The organism is Prevotella pectinovora (genome assembly GCF_000834015.1).
GTDB classification, from domain to species: Bacteria; Bacteroidota; Bacteroidia; order Bacteroidales; family Bacteroidaceae; genus Prevotella; species Prevotella pectinovora.
This window is the reverse complement of the sequence record NZ_JXQI01000039.1, coordinates 26,593-46,784: the sequence shown is the minus strand read 5'-3', so window position 1 is coordinate 46,784 and position 20,192 is coordinate 26,593. Positions and strand designations below refer to the sequence as shown.

Here is a 20,192-nt window from a genome sequence, read left to right as displayed (position 1 = left end):
AGTAATGGACTCTCAAGAAAAATCTCTCGAACAGACAATGGAAAACGAGAAGAATGTAGAAGTAACTCCAAATGAGGCAACAGCCCAGAAGGAGCAGGTGGAAACAACCGACAACGCTGCCGAGGCAGAAAATGCCAGCGGACAGAGAAAAGTCTACAAGACCAAAGCGGAGGTTGTGGAAAGAATCAAAGAGATAGCTCATGCGGAGGAAATTCCGCAGAAGGATGAGGTGGATTATCTCAAAACCGTATTCTACAAGCTTCATTTCGCTGAGAGAGAAGCTGACATGAAGGCATATTTGGACGCTGGCGGTGACCCGGCAGCTTATCAGGTGAAACCCGACGAGAACGAAAACGCGTTCAAGGCCGAAATGACTATCATCAAGGAAAGAAGAGCTAAACAGTTTGAGGAACAGGAAAAGCTCAAGCAGGACAACCTCAAGAAGAAGCTCGACATCATAGAGAAAATCAAGAATATGGCAACCTCGCCGGAGGAAGCCAACAAGTCATACCAGGAATTCAAACAGCTCCAGCAGGAATGGAAGGAAATCAAGATGGTGCCTGCTGAAAACGCCAACGAGCTTTGGAGAAACTATCAGCTCTACGTGGAACAGTTCTACGACCTGCTGAAGCTCAACAGCGAAGCCCGCGAATATGACTTCAAGAAGAACCTGGAGATAAAGACAAAACTCTGTGAGGCTGCTGAAAAGCTTGCCGACGAAGACGACGTGATAAGCGCATTCCACCAGCTGCAGGAGCTGCACCAGGAATACCGCGAGAGCGGACCTGTGGCAAAGGAGCTGAGAGAGGGCATCTGGGCTCGCTTCAAGGCTGCATCTACAGTGATAAACAAGAAGCACCAGCAGCACTTTGAGGACATACGCGCCAAAGAGGAAGACAACCTCAACAAGAAGACTGAACTCTGCGAGAAGGTGGAGGCTATTGCCAAGGAGGAGAACAAGACTTCTGCCGACTGGGAGAACCACACCAAGCAGATTATCGAGATACAGACAGAATGGAAGACCATCGGATTTGCACCTCAGAAGATGAACGTGAAGATCTTTGAGCGCTTCCGTGCTGCTTGCGATGATTTCTTCGGACGCAAGTCGGCTTACTTCACACAGATGAAGAAGGAATTCACCGAGAACGCCGAGAAGAAGAAGGCTCTCGTGGAGAAGGCACAGGCTCTGAAAGACAGCACTGAATGGAAGGCTACAAGCGACAAACTCATCGCTCTGCAGAAGGAATGGAAAACTATCGGAATGGTACCGAAGAAATACGGCGACCAGTTATGGAATGACTTCCTCGCAGCATGCAACCACTTCTTTGAAGCACGCAACGCCGCCAATGCCGGAGCACGCAACGAGGAGCACGCAAACCTGGACAAGAAGAAAGCCGTGGTGGAGAAGCTGAAGGCTCTGCTCGAGAACCCTGTCGACGACACACAGGCTGAGGTTCGCAAACTGACTGAAGAGTATAACAGCATCGGTCACGTGCCATACAAGGAGAAGGACAAGATCTTCAACGAATACCACGAGGTGCTCGACAAGATTTTCAAGGAACTGAACATCTCTACAGCCCGTCGCCGCCTGAACAACTTCAAGACAAACCTGAAGAATGTGGCTAAGCGTGGCGAGGATGCTCTCGACAATGAGCGCACAAGACTGCAGCGCCGTGCCGAACAGATGAAGCAGGAGATACAGACCTATGAGAACAACCTCGGTTTCCTCAACGCTTCAAGCAAGAAGGGCAACAGCCTCATCGACGAGATGAACCGCAAGGTGCAGAAGCTGAAGGACGATCTGGAACTCATCAAGCAGAAGATCAAGGCCATCGACTCTGAAGAGAAATAAAAGAGAAGAATACAAGCTAAATAAAACATCCCAGCCAAGCACAAACGACTTCGGCTGGGATTTTTTCATGAATTATCCATATTAACTAAATCAATACAACCATGAACAAACTTATTTTAGCGACTCTCCTTGGCGCCTACGGCCTTGCAGCACAGGCTCAGGACAACCCGCTATGGATGCGCCACCCGGCAATCTCGCCCGACGGCAAGACTATCGCCTTCTCATACCAAGGCGATATCTTCACCGTTCCGTCAAGCGGTGGCACGGCGAAACAGATTACCTCCAATGCGGCTTTCGACTCCTACCCAGTGTGGAGTCCCGACGGCAACCACATCGCCTTCGCCTCTAATCGAGAAGGAAGCATTGACGTGTGGGTAATGGATGCCAACGGCGGTATTCCCAAACGCGTCACTACCAACAGTGGCAGCGAATATCCTCTGAGATGGAAAGACAACTATACCATCATGTTCAAGGCTTCTATCATGCCAACAGCCAAGTCTATCATCTTCGCAGGCTCCTACCCTCAGGTATACACTGTAGGAATGGATGGCGGACGTCCGAAACTGTTTTCCGACATCACCATGGATGCCCTCGACATCAACGCCTCTGGAGATGTGATCTACATCGACCGCAAAGGCTATGAGGACGAATGGCGCAAGCACCACCGCTCGCCTATCACTCGCGACGTATGGCTCAAGAGCGGCGACTCGTTCAGGAAGCTGACTACATTCGACGGTGAAGACCGCGACCCGGTATGGGCTTCCGACGGCAAGTCGTTCTACTATCTGAGCGAACAAAGCGGCACCCTTAATGTTTACCACCGCACTCTCGACGGCAAGGAGACACAGATAACCAATCATGAGAAGAACCCAGTGCGATTCCTTTCGGCAGCCACCGACGGCACTTTGTGTTATGGCTACGACGGTGAGATTTATACCGTGCGCAACGGCGGACAGCCACAAAAGACTGCCATCAGGATTGCCGCCGACACCGAGGGGAAGGAACTTATACGCCAAATCAGAAACTCTGGAGCATACAACATCAAACTGTCGCCAAACGGAAAGGAAATCGGTTTCGTCATGCATGGCGACGTTTATGTGACATCTATAGAATACCGCACCACAAAGCAGATTACGAACACTCCTGAGCAGGAACGCTACATCGACTTCTCGCCCGACGGCCGCACCATCATCTATGATTCGGAGCGCAATGGTGTGTGGCAGATCTATGCCACTACAATGAAGAACAAGGATGAGAAGCAGTTCGCTTACGCTACTGAACTCGTGGAAGAACGTCTGACACAATCCGACCAGACTTCATTCCAACCTAAATTCAGTCCCGACGGCAAGCAGATTGCCTTCTGGGAAAACCGTGGAACCCTGCGCGTCATGGATGCCAAAGGCAAGAATGTGAAGACGGCGATGGACGGCAAGTTCGTTTATTCTTACAGCGACGGCGACATCGACTTCACATGGAGCCCCGACAGCAAATGGCTGCTCTCTTCATACATCGGTGTGGGCGGATGGAACAATTCAGACATCGCTTTGGTAAATGCTTCCGGCAACGGCGAGATTCACAACCTCACCGAGAGCGGATACAACGAAAGCAATGCCAAATGGGTGCTCGACGGAAAGGCGATGCTGTTCTGCAGCGACCGTGCCGGCTACCGCAGCCATGGCAGCTGGGGCGCAGAATACGATGCCTATCTCATGTTCTTCGACCTTGAAGCCTACGAACGCTACCGCATGAATAAGGAAGAGCGTGCGCTGGCAAAGGAAAACATGACCGAAAAGGAGAAGAAGAAAGAGGAGAAGAAGGAAGAAAAGGAAAAGAAGGAAATGGAGAAACCGGAGGCAAAGGAAATGGAGCCTCTGAAATTCGACCTCGAAAACTGTCGTGACCGCATCGTACGACTCACCGTCACTCCTTCGTTCCTCGGCGACATCCTGCTCGACAAGGATGGCGAGAACATCTACTACAATGTGGCGTTTGAGAAAGGCATGGACCTATGGCACCGCGACCTGATGACCGGAAACACGGAGCTGCTGATAAAGAACGTGGGCAATGGAGAAATGATGTTCGACAAGTCTTATAAGGAAATCTATCTCGCTGCCGACGGAGGCATCAAGAAGGTGACGCCACAGAGCAAAGCCGTGAAGAACATAGAGTTTGAGGCTCAGTTCAACTACCAGCCATACAAGGAGCGCGCATATATGTTCGACCACGTTTGGCGACAGGTGAAAGACAAGTTCTATGACAAGAACATTCATGGAGTTGACTGGGAGGGCTACCGCAAGACTTACGAACGCTTCCTGCCTTATATCAACAACAATCACGACTTCCAGGAGATGCTGAGCGAAATGCTCGGTGAGCTGAACGCCTCGCATACCGGTGCAAGATACTCCGGCTCATGGGCTTCATTGCAGACTGCAAGTCTCGGTCTCTTCTTCGACGAGGACTACACCGGCGACGGACTGAAGATTGCCGAAGTGATAAAGGGCAGCGAAATAGCCTGCAAGCAGACTGACGTGAAGTCCGGATGCATCATAGAGAAGATTGACGGCACGGAAATCAAGGCCGGCATGGACTACTTCCCGCTACTCGACGGCAAAATCGGCAAACCAGTACGCCTGACAATACGCCCGAAGAGCGGACGCTCATTCGATGTAACGACAAAGGGAATGTCGATGAACGCCGTTGACGACCTGCTCTACAAGCGTTGGGTTGACCGCAACCGCCAGCTGGTAGACAGCCTGTCGGGTGGTCGCCTCGCCTACGTACACGTAAGAGCGATGAACAGCGAGAGCTTCCGCACCGTATACCGCGAGCTCCTGAGCGACAAGAACCGCAACCGTGAGGCTGTCATCGTTGACGACCGTCACAATGGTGGAGGATGGCTGCACGACGACCTGTGTACTCTGCTCAACGGCAAGGAATACCAGAATTTCATGCCACGAGGCAACTATATCGGCCGCGACCCGTTCAACAAGTGGACAAAACCTTCGTGTGTGCTCATCTGCGAAGACGACTACAGCAACGGTCACGGATTCCCTATGGTATACAAGACTCTCGGCATCGGCAAGCTCATCGGTACTCCAGTGGCAGGCACAATGACTGCCGTATGGTGGGAGACGATGATCGACAACACCATGGTATTCGGAATTCCGCAGGTGGGATGTATGACTCTCGACGGAAAATATGCAGAGAACACTCAGCTGAACCCTGACATCACCGTATATAACACACCGGAGGATTTCCTCAACGGCAATGACCGACAGCTGAAAGCAGCCATAGAGGAAATGATGAAGCAGATCGGCGAAAAGAAATAAGACTATATCCCCAACGGCAATCAGGCCGTGATAAAAATAGGGGTTAATCATTAGAATAGGAGGAAAAAAGAAATGGTTTTCCTCCTATTTCCTTTTGCCGCAAATCTGTCGACGGGTACTGCTCCTGAATTTCAACTCAAATCAGTCATCAGGGACTGCAAGCAGTTATAAAATACTACCATTGAACCCAAATCGGTCATTAGGGCTTGCTTGGATTTTGATTTTTTAGAAGGATGGATTTTGTTTGGCTTTTAATGAGTAATAGCGAGCTATTACTCATTAAAAACAAGCAAAAGACGCCTTATAAAAAGCAAAAGACTGCAAGCAGTTATAAAATATTACATTGAACGGCCTAATGACCGTTTTGGGTTGAACGGTCTAATGACCGTTTTGGGTTCAAGGAAACAGACATGACAAACTTAAATACACATACAACAATGACGAAACGCATTTGCGACTTCATCGCAAAGAATATGGGACTGATAGTACTCGCCATCGGAGTGCTCTCGGTTGTTTTCCCAACCCCGCTCGGCAGCATCGACACGATATGGATAAATCCGCTGTTGGGGGTGGTGATGTTCGGCATGGGACTGACGCTGAACCCTACCGACTTCAGGATTGTGTTCAGCCGACCTAAGGATGTCATCATCGGATGTCTGGCTCAGTTCACCATCATGCCGATAACGGCATGGCTCCTCACTCGTCTGTTCCAAATGCCTGAGGACTTGGCGCTGGGGGTGATCCTCGTCGGCTGCTGTCCCGGCGGCACGGCATCTAACGTGATAACATATCTGGCGAAAGGCGACCTCGCCCTGTCTGTTGGAATGACGGCGACGTCTACCGTGCTCGCCCCTTTCCTCACTCCGATAATAACATGGCTTCTTGCCGGCACCTTCGTTCATGTGGATGCCGTGAGCATGTTTTTCTCCATTCTACAGGTTGTCATCCTGCCCATACTTGTGGGCTTCATGATACAACGTTATATGCCAGAGTTTACAAGGCGGGCGGTGGCTTACCTGCCGGCATTCTCGTCGTTGACAATAGTGTTGCTCGTTGGTATCATCGTTGCACACAACGCCGGGAAACTGCTCACCTGCGGACTTCTCGTGATGCTCGTAGTGATGCTCCACAACATCTGCGGACTGACCTTGGGCTACGGCATCGGCAGACTGCTCCGACTGGAGCACAAGAAGTGTGTAGCCATCTCCATAGAGGTGGGTATGCAGAACTCCGGTCTCGCCAGTTCTCTCGCCACCCTCCATTTCGCCGCCTACCCTCTCGCCACTATCCCAGGCGCCGTATTCAGCGTATGGCACAATATCAGCGGAGCGATAATGGCACGGGTATATGGCAGAAACGAGAGATAAGAAACCAAAAGACCGCAAGCTGTTGTAAAGCTATACATTACAAAAGCCTATGTCACGCGTCCTCATTATATAACTAAAACGAGGAAACTACTCTAATGATGATCATCATATCGAAAAAGAGATTGGCAGCGGCGATTGCGATGCTTTGCGCTCTGATTTCCACCGCACAGGGCAATGCTGCAAACAAGACAAAGACAGACTACAAGCCCCAGGACTATGTGTGGACCTCACAGAGCGAGAACTCCGCAGGGTCGATGCCTTGCGGCGGACACGATGTGGGGATGAACGTGTGGGTGGAGAACGGTGATGTGCTGTTCTATCTTTCGAAGAGCGGGATGCTCGACGAAAACAACACCCTGCTCAAAGCAGGTCGCTTCCGCTTGAAAATCGACGGACAGCCGTTCAGCGGCAACAGTTTCGAACAAAGGCTATCGCTCGACGACGGCGCCATATATATCAAAGGCAACGGTACAAAGATAAGAATCTGGGCGGATGTGTATCAGCCGAAAGTGTTCGTGGAAATCATTTCCGCACAAAAGCGAAACGCCACACTTAGCTATGAGTCGTGGAGATACAAAGACAGACTGGTCACCAAGGCGGAATGCCAGCAGGGATCATACAAATGGAACATACCGAAAGACTGCACCACCTTTGCCGACTCCATAAAAGCCGGCTATAATACTCTGGACTTCTGGCACACAAACCGCAACAACACCGTATTCGACTATACCGTGGAGAGGGAAGGACTGTCGGAAATAAAGGATGAACTATATAATCCTATCGGCGGACTGAAATTCGGCGGAAACATCACGATGCCCGGCTTCAAGTTCACCGGCACGTCTACCGGCACCTATGCCTCCACAGATTTCAAGGCATGGAACTATACCGCCACAGATATCAGACAAGCCACCGTCAGCATCGACCTTTATACCGGAGATATGACAGTCAAGCCCCTGTCGGCAACGAAATCAAAGACACAGAGCGCAAAGTGGTGGCACCAGTTCTGGCAGCGCAGCCATATCATTGCCGAAGGCGAAGCTGCACGCATGGCTCGCAACTACGAACTCTTCCGCTACATGCTGGGCTGCAATGCCTACAGCGAATATCCCACGAAATTCAACGGTTCGCTATTCACCTTCGACCCCGTCTTCGCTGATCCGAAATGCCCCTTCACTCCCGACTTCCGCAAATGGGGCGGAGGCACCATGACGGCACAGAACCAACGCCTCGTATACTGGCCCATGCTCAAGAGCGGCGACACGGACATGATGGCGGCACAGTTTGACACATATCTGCGGATGCTGCCAAACGCCACACGACGCACCCGTTTCTATTGGGGACACGACGGAGCTTCGTTCGCCGAACAGATAGAGAACTGCGGACTGCCCAACCCCACAGAATACGGCAAACACAAACCCGGCGACGACCCGGGAATGGAGCGCAACGCATGGCTAGAATACCAGTGGGACACGGCATTGGAGTTCTGCTCGATGATAATGCTGGCGCATGAATACAGCGGCATGGACATCACGAAATATGAACCAATAATACGACAGACACTCACTTTCTTCGACGAGCACTACCAGTATATTGCCAAGAAGCTCGGGGTGAAACCTCTCACTGGCGACGGCAAACTGATGTTATACCCATCTTCGGGCTGCGAGACCTACAAGATGGCATACAACCCGTCGAGCGTCGTGGCCGCCCTGCAGACAGTCGCCCGACAATGGACTGAATACAATGGCGACAGCCTCAACGGCATAATGAAACGCATTCCCGAAATACCGCTACACACCATCAGCGGCGACACCTGCATCGCCCCGGCTATAGTATGGGCAAGGATACAGAACATTGAGACACCTCAGCTATATCCCGTATTTCCATGGAGGATATACTGCATGGGCAGAGACAATCTGAATATCGGCCGTAACACATATATGAAAGATCCTCACGCTGTGGAAATGAGAGCCACCAAGGGATGGAAACAGGACAATATCTGGGCTGCCTGTCTGGGACTGACTGACGAGGCGATGCGCCTGAACAGTGAGAAGCTCGCCGACGGACCTTACCGTTTTCCTGCCTTCTGGGATCCCGGCTACGACTGGGCTCCCGACTGCAACAAGGGCGGAGCATCGATGATTGGTCTGCAGGAAATGCTGCTACAGGAGAAGCCGGACGGCGAACTGCTGTTCTTCCCGGCATGGCCACGAGACATAAACGCCAGATTCAGACTGAAAGCCACTGGTGGACGCACCGTAGAGGCTGAAATCAGAAACGGGAAGATTGAGAACAAAAAAGTATGGAAAGATTGAATAATCCAAGGTAAATGAGAAAGACCACTATATCAACACTTCTGGCATTGGCAGCCCTTTCGGCAGAAGCCAAGATAACGATAACCGGAACATCATGCAACTATCAGAGGGAACTGGCTGTCAGCCAGGGCGATGTAAGATTCGGTTGGAAGATGACGTCAGATGCCGTCAACGACCGTCAGAAAGCCTATCAGATAATCATCACCGAGAGCGTTACGGGCAAGACTGTATATGACTCCGGCAAAAGGAAATCTGCCGAAAGCCAGAACATCACCACACCTGACCTGCCGGCAAACAGACACGGATACGAATGGCAGGTGAGGGTATGGGACAAAGACGGGAAGCCTTCGGAATGGAGCGCAAGACAGAAGATACGCATCGTACCAGCTTCTGCCGACCTGTCTGCCGGCGGTATCTCTCCAAGATGGATTGGCGCCATAACCAAAGCCGACGCCCGTCTGCCGGAGGGCAGATTCTCTAACGCGGAATTCAAGAAAGACTATTTCAAGGAGAAATGGAACGCCGTAGACTCTCTTTCGGCAAGGAGCATAATCATGAGGAAGGGATTCTCCAACGACGGCAGGACGGTGACGGATGCCGTGGCATACGTCAGCGGCATGGGCCACTACGAGATGCGCATCAACGGCAAGAAGGTGGGCGACAGCGAATTTGCACCGCTATGGAGCGAATACTCCAAGACCGTATACTACAATACCTACGACGTGACTTCACTGCTCACTGGAGGTCACAATGCCATAAGCCTTCTGCTCGGCAACGGATTCTTCAACGTGCAGCGTGGCAACAGATACAGCAAGCTGATGACCAGCTTCGGTGCGCCGCAGATGATACTGCGACTGGAGATAAACTACAGCGACGGCACGAGTCAGACGATTGTCAGCGACGGGTCGTGGAAATATGCCCTCAGCCCCATTACCTTCAACAGTATCTACGGCGGAGAATCGTTCGACGCCAGACTGACACAGAGTGGGTTCGACCTCGCCCACTTCGACGACACGGAATGGAAAGATGCCGTGCTGACGGAGGGAACGGACGGAAAACTCATTCCCCAGACGGCACCGCCTGTGAAGATTATGGAGCGCTTCGCCATCAAGGAGTGGCATTATCTGCCTCTAGACTCCGTAGCACCGGCATCGGCAAAGACCAAGCGCAGCGTCTCTCCTCACACCTTCATTGCTGACATGGGACAGAACCTGGCGGGATTTCCTGAAATCAGAGTGAAGGGAAGACCTGGACAGAAAGTGACGATGCTCGTGTCGGAGAATCTGAACAGGCAGGGTGTATGCGACCAGCGACAGACGGGCCGCCAGCATTACTACGAATATACCATCGGCAGCGACACCACAGAGACATGGCATCCGCACTTCTCTTATTATGGTTTCAGATACATACAGGTGGAGGATGCTGTGCTCGAGGGCGAACCAAATCCTGACAACCTGCCGGTGATTGCCGACCTCAAGAGTTGCTTCATATACAACTCTGCCGAAGAGGGTTCAGAATTCGAATGTTCCAACCCGCTGTTCACACAGACCCACCGTCTGATAGAGCGTGCCGAAAGGAGCAATATGCAGGGTGTGCTGACGGACTGTCCGCACCGCGAAAAACTGGGATGGCTGGAGCAGGACCACCTCGTGGGACCGAGTCTCTTCTACAACTACGACATGACGACGCTGACCCCGAAGATAATACGCGACATCACGGATACGCAGAAGACTGACGGAATGGTGCCTACCACGGCACCGCAATATGTGTCGTTCGGAAACCTCTTCGACGACTCACCTGAATGGGGAAGCACTCTGCTGATAATGCCGTTCATGTATTATGAGCAGTATGGCGACAACTCCATCATCACCCGCAACTACGAGGCCATGCGCCGCTATGTGGACTATCTCACGGGGCGCGCAAAAGACGGTATCGTGAGCCACGGACTGGGCGACTGGTACGACGTGGTGGAGGGCAAAGCCGGATTCTGCCATAACACACCGATACCACTCGTTGCCTCGGCTCACTATATCCTCGACCTGCAGCTGCTGACAAAGGCTGCCAAGATGACCGGAAACAAGGCTGACGTGGAGAAATACTCCAGGATACGCGACTATGCCGTGGAAGCATTCAACCGGGAATTCTATAAGGCTGACTCCTGCTATTATGGTTCCGGCAGCCAGACATCAAACGCCCTGCCGCTCTTCCTCGGCATAACGGGAAAGAACAAGGCGGCGGTGCTACAGTCGCTGATTTCTGACATTGAGAAGCACGGCAACAGGTTGACGACCGGCGATGTGGGCAACAGATACCTGTTTATGACACTGGCTGCCAACGGCAAGGACGAACTGCTATACAAGATGCTCAACCACTACGACACTCCGGGCTATGGTTTCCAGATAAAACAGGGAGCCACGACGCTCACAGAACAATGGGACCCTCGCCAGGGATCATCGTGGAACCACTTCATGATGGGGCAGATTGACGAATGGCTGTTCAAGGAGATTGCCGGCATACGCAACATGCCTGGCACCAATGGCATGCGCCACCTTCTCATCTCCCCCACCCTGCCCGGCGACCTGACATACGTGAAGGCTCACACCACGACGCTCTACGGCAAGGTTTCCGTATACTGCTCTGCCGACACCATCACCGTAGAAATCCCCGTAGGCTGCGACGCCACCATACAGCTCGCCAACGGATTCAAGAAGAAGGTGGGCAGCGGCAAGCATTCGTTCGGATTATAATATAGATAGACCATTGAAAATAGGACAGTAGTGACAGACGGATTGGAGATTTTCCAGTCAGTAATTAGAAAATGTCTAACTCATCAACTGCATCAAAAAACTGACGGAACCGGATGTCTCCAGGGAAAGGAGAAGCATCTGGTTCCGTCATTATTTTTGCCTGTCTGACGAAAGGGGCCCAACAGGGAGCGTAAACTCCACCGTCAGTAAAACGTAACAATAAAAAATAATTAAAAAATTAAATATCGTCAGAAGCATATAATTTGGATAGCAGACCCGGTTTCCTATCGAAGAACTTGTCGATGCGGAAGAACCGTATTCCACTTTGTCGCTGCGTCCTCAAGAGAATCATGCGCAAGCACGATACACTCCAGCCAACTCATGCGACAAATGTTCCGAACAGACAACGGAGCTGCTTTGCATCCATTTGACTCTGAAAGAATGTCCACAGCCAACGCTGCTTCTACACTCTTCAGACATACTGCCACGACAGGCGGGGTCCCTGGCGCGCCTGAAGAAACTCTTGCCTGCGAGATGGGAATAATGGCCGTCAGAAATCTTTTCGTCGGGCAGCATCATCTTCAAACCGCAGATCCACAGCACCTTCTTATAGAAGACACTGAGAATTTCTCCTGCTAAACCTCGCGACAAAGCACTCGGTCTTAGCAAAATTAAGGTTTTTTCTAATGCCATAGATTTAAAGTTTACTAGAATTAAAGTTATATCTATTTTTTATATACTAAATTAAGATACTAAGTCATTCGGGGTGTAAAGGTAAGAAAAATTATCCAAACAATATCGTTTAAAGAACAAAAATGCCTCTGTTAGCGAAAAAAAACATATATTTGCAGTATTCCATGCCGTAAGACAAGGCATAAATATGGTATTACACACAGTAAGCTGCCGACTCCGAAGAGCGAAAGGAAACGCCAGACAGGAGCTTTCACTACGGCAGCAAGACAACCACCAAACGGTCATTAGGCCGTTAAGGTATATTTTTAATAACTGCTTGCAGTCCCTAATGACCGATTTAGGATAAAAGAACTTCACGACAATATGAAAGACAATCACAGTTTTCCCAACAGAAGACCATCCACCATCACTACGGCAGCAACGTTTGTTGCCATTTGCCTCGCCACTGGATTTGCCTATGCAAAGCAGACAACAAACCTGACGGACGACGCACGACAGGCTACATCCGTAGAAACGACAAACCTGACTGACGACAGCCAACAGACGGCATCCATAACGGGAAAAGACCAAAGACCCGGAGGAGAGAGAACAGTTCTGAAGAACTGGGAGGCTGGCAAGACGATAAGCAGTCTGACGCTGCGAGGCTACGACCTGAATAAATGTTTCATGAGCGAGCCCATTCCAGACCGCGTTTTCGAAAGGATGCAGGGCAAATCATATAAGAAAGGCTGCACGGTGAGCCGTGAGTCGCTGCGCTACGTGAAGGTGCTGCATTGGAACGACAAGGGCAAGATTTGTCTGGGAGAGCTGGTGTGCCACAAGAGCATCGCCAACGACTTGGTGGAAATCTTCGAGACACTCTTCGCCAAGAAATATCCCATAGAGAGGATGGTGCTCATAGACAACTATGACGCTGACGACCTGAAGTCGATGGAGGCAAACAACACGTCGTGTTTCAATTTCAGATATGTGGCCGGCACGAAGGTGCCTTCAAACCACAGCTACGGCAAGGCTATCGACCTGAACCCTCTGTATAATCCATACGTGAGGAAGGGGGCGAACGGGAAGATAACGGTAAGTCCTCTGAGCGCACGGCGATATGCCGACCGCTCAAAGGACTTCAAATATAAGATTGACCGCAACGACCTTGCCTACAAGGAATTCAGAAAGCGTGGCTTCACATGGGGAGGCGGATGGAAACGGTCGCAGGATTACCAGCATTTCGAAAAGAAATAGTCTGAAAGACTAAGGGCAAGCAGCCAGAAAGTATGTGGTGTACTTTATCTCGCTCACGAGAATCTCCTTCGGGTCTTTCTTCTGATGTGTGAGTTTGAAGAGTTTGTTGACAAATGCCTGTTATTCAGATATTATTTGTACCTTTGCATCGCAGCCGGATGATGCAGGAACATCGCCACGAAGCTATATATACTTATATAATGAAACCATATATATAATTTATAATAAGGTGTGGCATCCAACCGTACTGCAACGAAACAATACGACTTATAACAGCGCATATATATATGACAACAAGAAAAACAATGATGCTTGCCGCTGCGGCATTGGCTCTGTCGGCATGTCAGGAGAGTCTGGAAGACCGTGCGGCAAGGGAGGCGAAGGAATACACGGAGAAGAACTGCCCCGTGCAGATCAACGAGGCGATAGTGACCGACAGCATGACGTTTGACAAACAGACGCTCACGCTACACTACTATCTCTCGGTGAAGGGACCTGCCGACACCACGGCAATAGCAAACTCTGAAATCAAGGAGGATATGGTTAAGGCACTGCGTGGCACCACTTCGGTGAGGCCATACAAAGAGGCGGGCTACAACTTCATGTATACATTCCACTCAACAAAGCATCCGGGAAAGAAACTCTTCGAGATAAACATCACGAAAAACGACTACAAACAATAGGAACGCGGAGACAGCATCCGTAAGGAAATAACACACATATAAACAATAAATACATCAAGAAAATGGCAAAACTGATCATCAACAACTACGACGAGTTCGCTGCCTATCTGGGCAAGAACCTCGGAACTTCTGACTATGTGGAGCTCTCTCAGGAGCGCATCAACATGTTTGCCGACGCTACGCTCGACCACCAGTGGATTCATGTGGACACGGCGAAGGCCAAGGAGGAGAGTCCATACAAGACTACCATCGCCCACGGCTATCTCACTCTATCCATGCTTCCATATCTCTGGAACCAGATCATCGAGGTTAACAACCTGAAGATGATGGTGAACTACGGTATGGACAAGATGAAATTCGGACAGGCAGTGAAGTCTGGCGAGAGCATCCGCCTCGTAACCGACCTGCAGTCTATCGCCAACCTGCGCGGTGTGACAAAGGCTGAAATCAAATTCCGTATCGAAATCAAGGAGACTGGCAAGAAGGCTCTCGAAGGCGTTGCCACATTCTTGTATTACTTTGAGTAATACGAAAGAGAAACAGAACAAGCCCTGACTACCGGGATGATTGAGAAAGTGTCTCAATATGCGGTGGTCAGGGCTTGGTGTTTAACCCAAATCGGTCATTAGGGCTTGCATGGATTTTGTTTTTTAGAAGAGTGGATTTTGTTTGGCTTTTAATGAGTAATAGCGGGCTATTGCGAATTAAAAACGAGCAAAAGACGCCTTATAAAAAGCAAAAGACTGCAAGCAGTTATTAAAATTATACATTAAACGGCCTAATGACCGATTTGGGTTTAATACCCAATCGGTTATCAGGGCTTGTCTGAAAATAAATTTGACGATCTGATATTTTGGGGTTAATACCACTCCACAGCGTTGCTGTAACCGCTGCGCTTGTCATATTTCAGAGCGTCGGTCAGCGTTGCGGCATTGCAACGGAAGGAGAAGTTGTATGACGTGTATGGCGCCAGCACCACGGAGCAGCTCATGCTGAAGCAGTGGAGGTCGCGCTGCAGCGAAGCGGTGGTCATTGACATATCGTGCTCCTCGAAGTCGTAGCCGGAAGAGAAGCTGATGTTCCATCCGTCGCTGATGCGTATGTTTCCGCTGAAGTTCAGGTTCTGGGTGAACTTGTACGGATAGCGCATCGTCTTGGTGTTGAACTTGCCGGCGGTGTTCTCCCTCATCGTGATGCCATAGCCGAAGGTTATCGACCACGGCATGGAGAACTTCATATATCCGTTCTCGTCGGTCTCGGCTCGGCTGGTCTGCTTCTTGGCACCGTTCTGCGCCTTCATCATGTCGTCGTCCACATTGGTCTCCACTCCCGTGTCGTCGTCATCGTCGCCCGTTGTCTTCTTGTTTTTGTCCTCATCCTTGCCTCCGCCGAAGAGTTTCCTTATCTTTTCGGGATTCAGGGTGTATGAGATGTTCTGCGACATTCCCTGGAAGCGTCCGAAGCGTCCCTTGCCCCACTCCGTGTGGTTGCCCACGTACGGCCGGCCGTTGGCATCAAGCTCATAGGCATAGGTGGCAAACACGGCGGTCATGTTGAACGTATAGTTCTTCCACCACTTCAGTCGGATGTTCATCGTCAGGTCGCTCCACTTCTTCTCTTTCGCCGCCATATTATACGACATGTTGGCTCCCAGCTCGTCTATGATGCTCAGTTTCTTGAATCCCGTGGAGTCTTTGTCTGACTTCACCTTCATCTCGATGTTGTTTGAGAGCGACATGGCGATGCTTCCCGTCCTGCCCTTTCCCGGCACTCCGAAGAGCGAACCTGAGAATGGCGAATACTGTTCGAGCGTCACGTTGCCCTGAGCGTCGGTCTTCTGATAGGTTTCGTAATATCCATATCGGCTTGAACTGAAGTCTGGAGCGTAGTTGTATGACACCTGTGGCGTGATGACGTGGCGTATGGCCTGTATCTTGTCGCCGAAGATTTTCTTGTTCGGCACCCAGAATCCATAGAGCTTCGTTGATGCGCTCACGCTCATCGACCAGTTGTAGACGTTGTAGAATCCGTAGGTGGTATCCCTCACGGCGGTCTGGCTCTGCTCGTCCCAGCTCTGCATCACCTTGTTGGTATACATGCGGTCGGTGAAGTTTATCGACGGGTTGATGTTGATATAGTTGAAGAGCGTGAAGTTGGCATTGATAGGAATACTGTGCTGCATACCGTTGCGCCAGTCTTTCACGAGATTCGACTTCATTATCATGTCCTCCTTCGTGTCGATGGAGTTTCTGAGACTACCGGTATAGCTCATCGAGATCTTCTCATACCAGCGCTCCTTGCCCACCATGCGCTTGCGCTTGAACGGATAGAAGCGGCTCACCGAGATGTTGAGGTCTGGCAGCGTGATTGCCACGGTGGAGTCTCTCATGTTCTGGCTGAGGTTAGTGGTTCCGCTTATCGTCATGCCCAGACTTGAGAATGTGGTGCTCCAGCTCACGGATGATGTTCTCGTGCTCTGGGTCATCGACTGCGGGTTATACATGCTGTTCAGGTTGTTGCGCTCATAGCTCGACGTGGCGAAGTTGACACTCGCCGAGAGTGTGCTGAAGGGGTTTGCCTTGGGGTCCTGACGGTGGTTCCACTGTATCTTGAAACTCTCCTGCTCTGTGAAGTCGGGCATGCCCTTGTCGCCGTTCTTGGTGTCCTGATAGCTGAAATAGAAGCTGCCGCTGTATTTGTATCTCTTGCGGTAGTTGCTTGCCGCCGACACTCCCCATGAGCCCTTGGTATATATCTCGCCGAGGAGCTTCAGATCCCATTTGTCGCTCATGGCGAAATAGTATCCTCCGTCTTTCAGATAGAATCCGCGGGCGCTCTCATCACCATACGACGGCATTATGAATCCGCTGGAATAGCTCTTGGTGAAGGGAAAGAAGCCATAGGGGATGGCGAGAGGCAGCGGCACATCTGCCACCACGAGGTATGCCGGACCGAACACCACGTCCTTGCCGGGGCGCACCTTGGCTCTCGACAGGGCTATATAGAAGTCGGGATGCTCGGCGTCGCAGGTGGTATAGCGGCCGTGCTCCAGGAAAAGCTCGCCTTTCTCGTTGCGCTTGGAGCGCTGACTGGTGAGGAATCCGTCTTCCTGGGCGGTGTATACATTATTGATAAAGCCTTTCTTCGTCTTGAAGTTGAAGGCTATAGTGTCGCTGTCATACTGTGTGTCGCCCATCTTGAACACTGGTCGTCCCTGCAGATCTCCGATAGTGTCTTTCACTCCTGTGGCTCGCACGAGACTGCTGTCCATGTTCATCGTGATGTCGGCACTCGAGAGGTCCATGTTCTGATACACCACGTTTGAACTGCCATAGAGGAAGGCGAGTTTGTCGGATGCTCTGTAGACCATGGAGTCTTGGGCAGAGAATTTCACTGGCGCGTCTACGCCTGTAGACTTTGCCCTGTTCATGCTGTCGAGACGGATGGAGTCGTCCACCATCTTGTTGTGTTTGTAGATTGCGAGCTGCATGGAGTCCATGAGCGTAGTGTCCGGCTCGCCGGATGCGGAGTCAGACAATAGTGTGTCGGGTCCCAGCGTGTCGGCAAGGACTGTAGAGTCTTTTGTTTCAGCATGCTTTTTGTCTTTTCTCATCAGCGGCGTCTCGGCGCCTGCCAATATAAAGAGAAAGGCGAAAAGCAATAAGAATATAGTGGATTTCTTTCTCACCTTATCGTATTATGCGATGTCGTCTTAGTTAATAAACCGGTTGTCGTAATTCCCACAGGAACGAATACAGAATGCAAAATTACTCTTTTTACGCATAATATCGCTTATCCGCCTGACCTTTTATGCTTTATTTAACGTTTGGAGACGGTAAAATAATAACTTGGACGATTTTTTGAGCCGTATACACAAAGAATTGCGGATGCGCCTACATAGTATCATTCTCCGCCGCCGCCAAGCTCCTAAAATGCTATAGACTAAAGACTTAACCCGATGATACTTTTCTGGATATTTTACAGAAAAGTATCATAAAAGTATCATAGAAGTATCATGCCTTTCGGCATCCCATATTTCCCCCACGCCAGGGGGAAGACATCCCCACATTAGGGGGTTCCGTTCCCCACGGCGTGGGGGAAATCAGAGGTCAATATTTCATGAATTACAAGTCTAGTATTTACAACCGATTATTACTCAATATTTTATAGATAATAAGTCAGAAATATGGTTGTTATTTTTAATTGCACATTCTAAAAGGTGAAGATTTAACGCTTTTATTGATTATTAACTCAAAAAGGACATCAACTTGGGTCGTTTCTTCTCTTTTCCTTGCTATTCGTTTCCGATATTCCACTTTTGTTTTGGTCTATCTCATATGTACTGCAAAGGTATTGATTTTTGTTTGATATTGCTCCTTGCTTGCTCCTTGTCGTAGATTAATTTTCACACAGGAATTTTTGTTCTCTTTCTATAGGGGCTTGAAACAATCCATTTATTGGAAACAATTAAAGACGGAGCTGGTTTGCCCCAGTGCTTTTTAAGAAACAGGGCAATTATTTTATCTCCACAAAGGCTCTTGTTCCCAATTATGAGGAAAGCCTAATAAACGGGTTCTTACTGATGGGTATTTCGATAAAAGCTGCTTGAAATCTGCAACAAAAGTGTTGCCCATAGAAATGGAGTTAAGCCAATACACCACATAGCAGAGTTGCGGATAAAGTGTTTGTTCACGGAACGAGAAATCCGTAATCCATGTGTTTGGCATACGCATAGGCATCATTGGCTTGACAGGAAAGACCCGATTTGACAGTCTTGAATGATGGGCGCAGCAATTACGAAGTACGGGTCTGGGTACGGATTAAAAGGCTAAGTGATTATTTTCAGTCATTTAGCCTTTTTAATTATCTAATTTTTCCCCACAGCTGTCTATTTATATATTTTAGAAACATATTTTTCCGTAAAGTTATGTACCTTTGTCGGCAAATAAAGATATTCTCGTCAAACAAATATAAATAATATAAACATGGGAAAAAACAGAAAAAAACAAATCGTAGTTTTGTGTATAGCTTTAGTTTGCATTTTCATCTTGGTATTTTCATTGTTCCATAAATCAGCGACAAAAGATAGCGCAAATCCTCCTTTAACAAATGTTTTGACTGATAGCATTTCTCAAATTGTCTCAGCTTGTCCTGGCGAAATTGGTGTGGCGGTTATTTTTTATAACAGAGATACGGTTAAGGTCAATAATAAGAGTGTTTATCCTATGATGAGTGTGTTTAAGGTTCATCAGGCATTAGCTCTTTGTAATGACTTTGACAATAAAGGAATTTCACTTGATACCTTAGTAAATATAAATAGGGATAAACTTGACCCAAAGACTTGGAGTCCTATGCTGAAAGATTATTCAGGGCCAGTCATATCATTGACAGTGAGAGATTTGCTGCGTTATACTCTTACTCAGAGTGACAACAATGCAAGCAACCTTATGTTTAAGGATATGGTTAATGTCGCTCAAACAGATAGTTTTATAGCCACACTCATTCCTCGTTCAAGTTTTCAGATAGCTTATACGGAAGAGGAAATGTCGGCTGACCATAACAAGGCTTACTCTAACTATACATCTCCTCTTGGTGCTGCAATGTTGATGAATCGTTTGTTTACTGAAGGTCTTATCGATGATGAGAAACAAAGTTTCATTAAGAATACGTTAAAAGAATGCAAAACAGGTGTAGATAGGATAGCAGCTCCACTTCTTGATAAAGAAGGGGTTGTTATAGCGCATAAGACAGGTTCAGGTGATGTTAATGAAAATGGTGTTCTTGCAGCTCACAATGATGTTGCCTATATATGTCTGCCTAATAATATCAGTTATACCTTAGCGGTATTTGTTAAGGATTTCAAGGGAAATGAATCACAAGCGTCACAATATGTTGCGCATATATCAGCTGTAGTATATTCTTTATTAATGCAAACTTCAGTAAAATCTTAAACTGCACTTGCTTTGATAATTA

At 49.3% G+C, this 20,192-nt stretch carries 11 protein-coding genes; 9 read left to right on the top strand and 2 right to left on the bottom strand.

Annotated elements, in window-relative coordinates; all coding sequences use genetic code 11:
• The first annotated feature begins 4 nt into the window (after positions 1-4).
• The 5 genes from ST42_RS05165 (at position 5) to ST42_RS05145 (ending at position 11,607) form a co-directional block, all read left to right on the top strand.
• Positions 5-1,852 carry a DUF349 domain-containing protein gene (locus tag ST42_RS05165; RefSeq protein ID WP_044072659.1) on the top strand — a complete coding sequence of 616 codons (1,848 nt, stop codon included), beginning with the start codon at positions 5-7 and terminating at the stop codon, positions 1,850-1,852.
• A gap of 101 nt (positions 1,853-1,953) precedes the next feature.
• The gene (locus ST42_RS05160; RefSeq protein WP_044072657.1) at positions 1,954-5,181 is read left to right on the top strand and encodes a S41 family peptidase; all 3,228 of its coding nucleotides are present in this window, start codon (positions 1,954-1,956) and stop codon (positions 5,179-5,181) included.
• A gap of 437 nt (positions 5,182-5,618) precedes the next feature.
• A complete protein-coding gene (locus ST42_RS05155; protein WP_044072655.1) occupies positions 5,619-6,548 on the top strand; it encodes a bile acid:sodium symporter family protein in 930 nt (309 codons plus the stop codon).
• Between the two features lie 95 nt (positions 6,549-6,643).
• A complete protein-coding gene (locus tag ST42_RS05150) occupies positions 6,644-8,860 on the top strand; it encodes a DUF5703 domain-containing protein (RefSeq protein WP_231556923.1) in 2,217 nt (738 codons plus the stop codon).
• Positions 8,861-8,874: 14 nt separating this feature from the next.
• The gene (locus ST42_RS05145; RefSeq protein ID WP_044072653.1) at positions 8,875-11,607 is read left to right on the top strand and encodes an alpha-L-rhamnosidase; all 2,733 of its coding nucleotides are present in this window, start codon (positions 8,875-8,877) and stop codon (positions 11,605-11,607) included.
• Positions 11,608-11,955: 348 nt separating this feature from the next.
• Here the strand turns inward: ST42_RS05145 and ST42_RS13475 are convergent, their stop codons facing one another.
• Positions 11,956-12,300, bottom strand: a complete 345-nt coding sequence (locus ST42_RS13475) for a nucleoside-diphosphate kinase (RefSeq protein ID WP_082028583.1) — start codon at positions 12,298-12,300, stop codon at positions 11,956-11,958.
• 363 nt (positions 12,301-12,663) lie between these two features.
• On the opposite strand from ST42_RS13475, the gene ST42_RS05135 reads away from it, so the two are divergent.
• The 3 genes from ST42_RS05135 to ST42_RS05125 all read left to right on the top strand — a co-directional run bounded on the left by ST42_RS05135 (position 12,664) and on the right by ST42_RS05125 (position 14,746).
• Complete coding sequence (locus tag ST42_RS05135; RefSeq protein WP_082028582.1) at positions 12,664-13,536, top strand: M15 family metallopeptidase; 873 nt, start codon at positions 12,664-12,666, stop codon at positions 13,534-13,536.
• A gap of 287 nt (positions 13,537-13,823) precedes the next feature.
• A complete protein-coding gene (locus ST42_RS05130; RefSeq protein ID WP_044072651.1) occupies positions 13,824-14,219 on the top strand; it encodes a hypothetical protein in 396 nt (131 codons plus the stop codon).
• A 62-nt stretch (positions 14,220-14,281) separates the two neighbouring features.
• Positions 14,282-14,746 (top strand): MaoC family dehydratase, encoded by a 465-nt coding sequence (locus ST42_RS05125; RefSeq protein ID WP_022317584.1) that lies wholly within the window; start codon positions 14,282-14,284, stop codon positions 14,744-14,746.
• A 332-nt stretch (positions 14,747-15,078) separates the two neighbouring features.
• Here the strand turns inward: ST42_RS05125 and ST42_RS05120 are convergent, their stop codons facing one another.
• Positions 15,079-17,832, bottom strand: a complete 2,754-nt coding sequence (locus tag ST42_RS05120; protein ID WP_394364922.1) for a putative LPS assembly protein LptD — start codon at positions 17,830-17,832, stop codon at positions 15,079-15,081.
• Between the two features lie 1,372 nt (positions 17,833-19,204).
• Here ST42_RS05120 and ST42_RS05115 point away from each other — a divergent pair.
• Positions 19,205-20,170, top strand: coding sequence for a CfxA family broad-spectrum class A beta-lactamase (locus ST42_RS05115; protein WP_044072649.1), 966 nt, complete (start codon positions 19,205-19,207; stop codon positions 20,168-20,170).
• Positions 20,171-20,192: the final 22 nt, after the last annotated feature.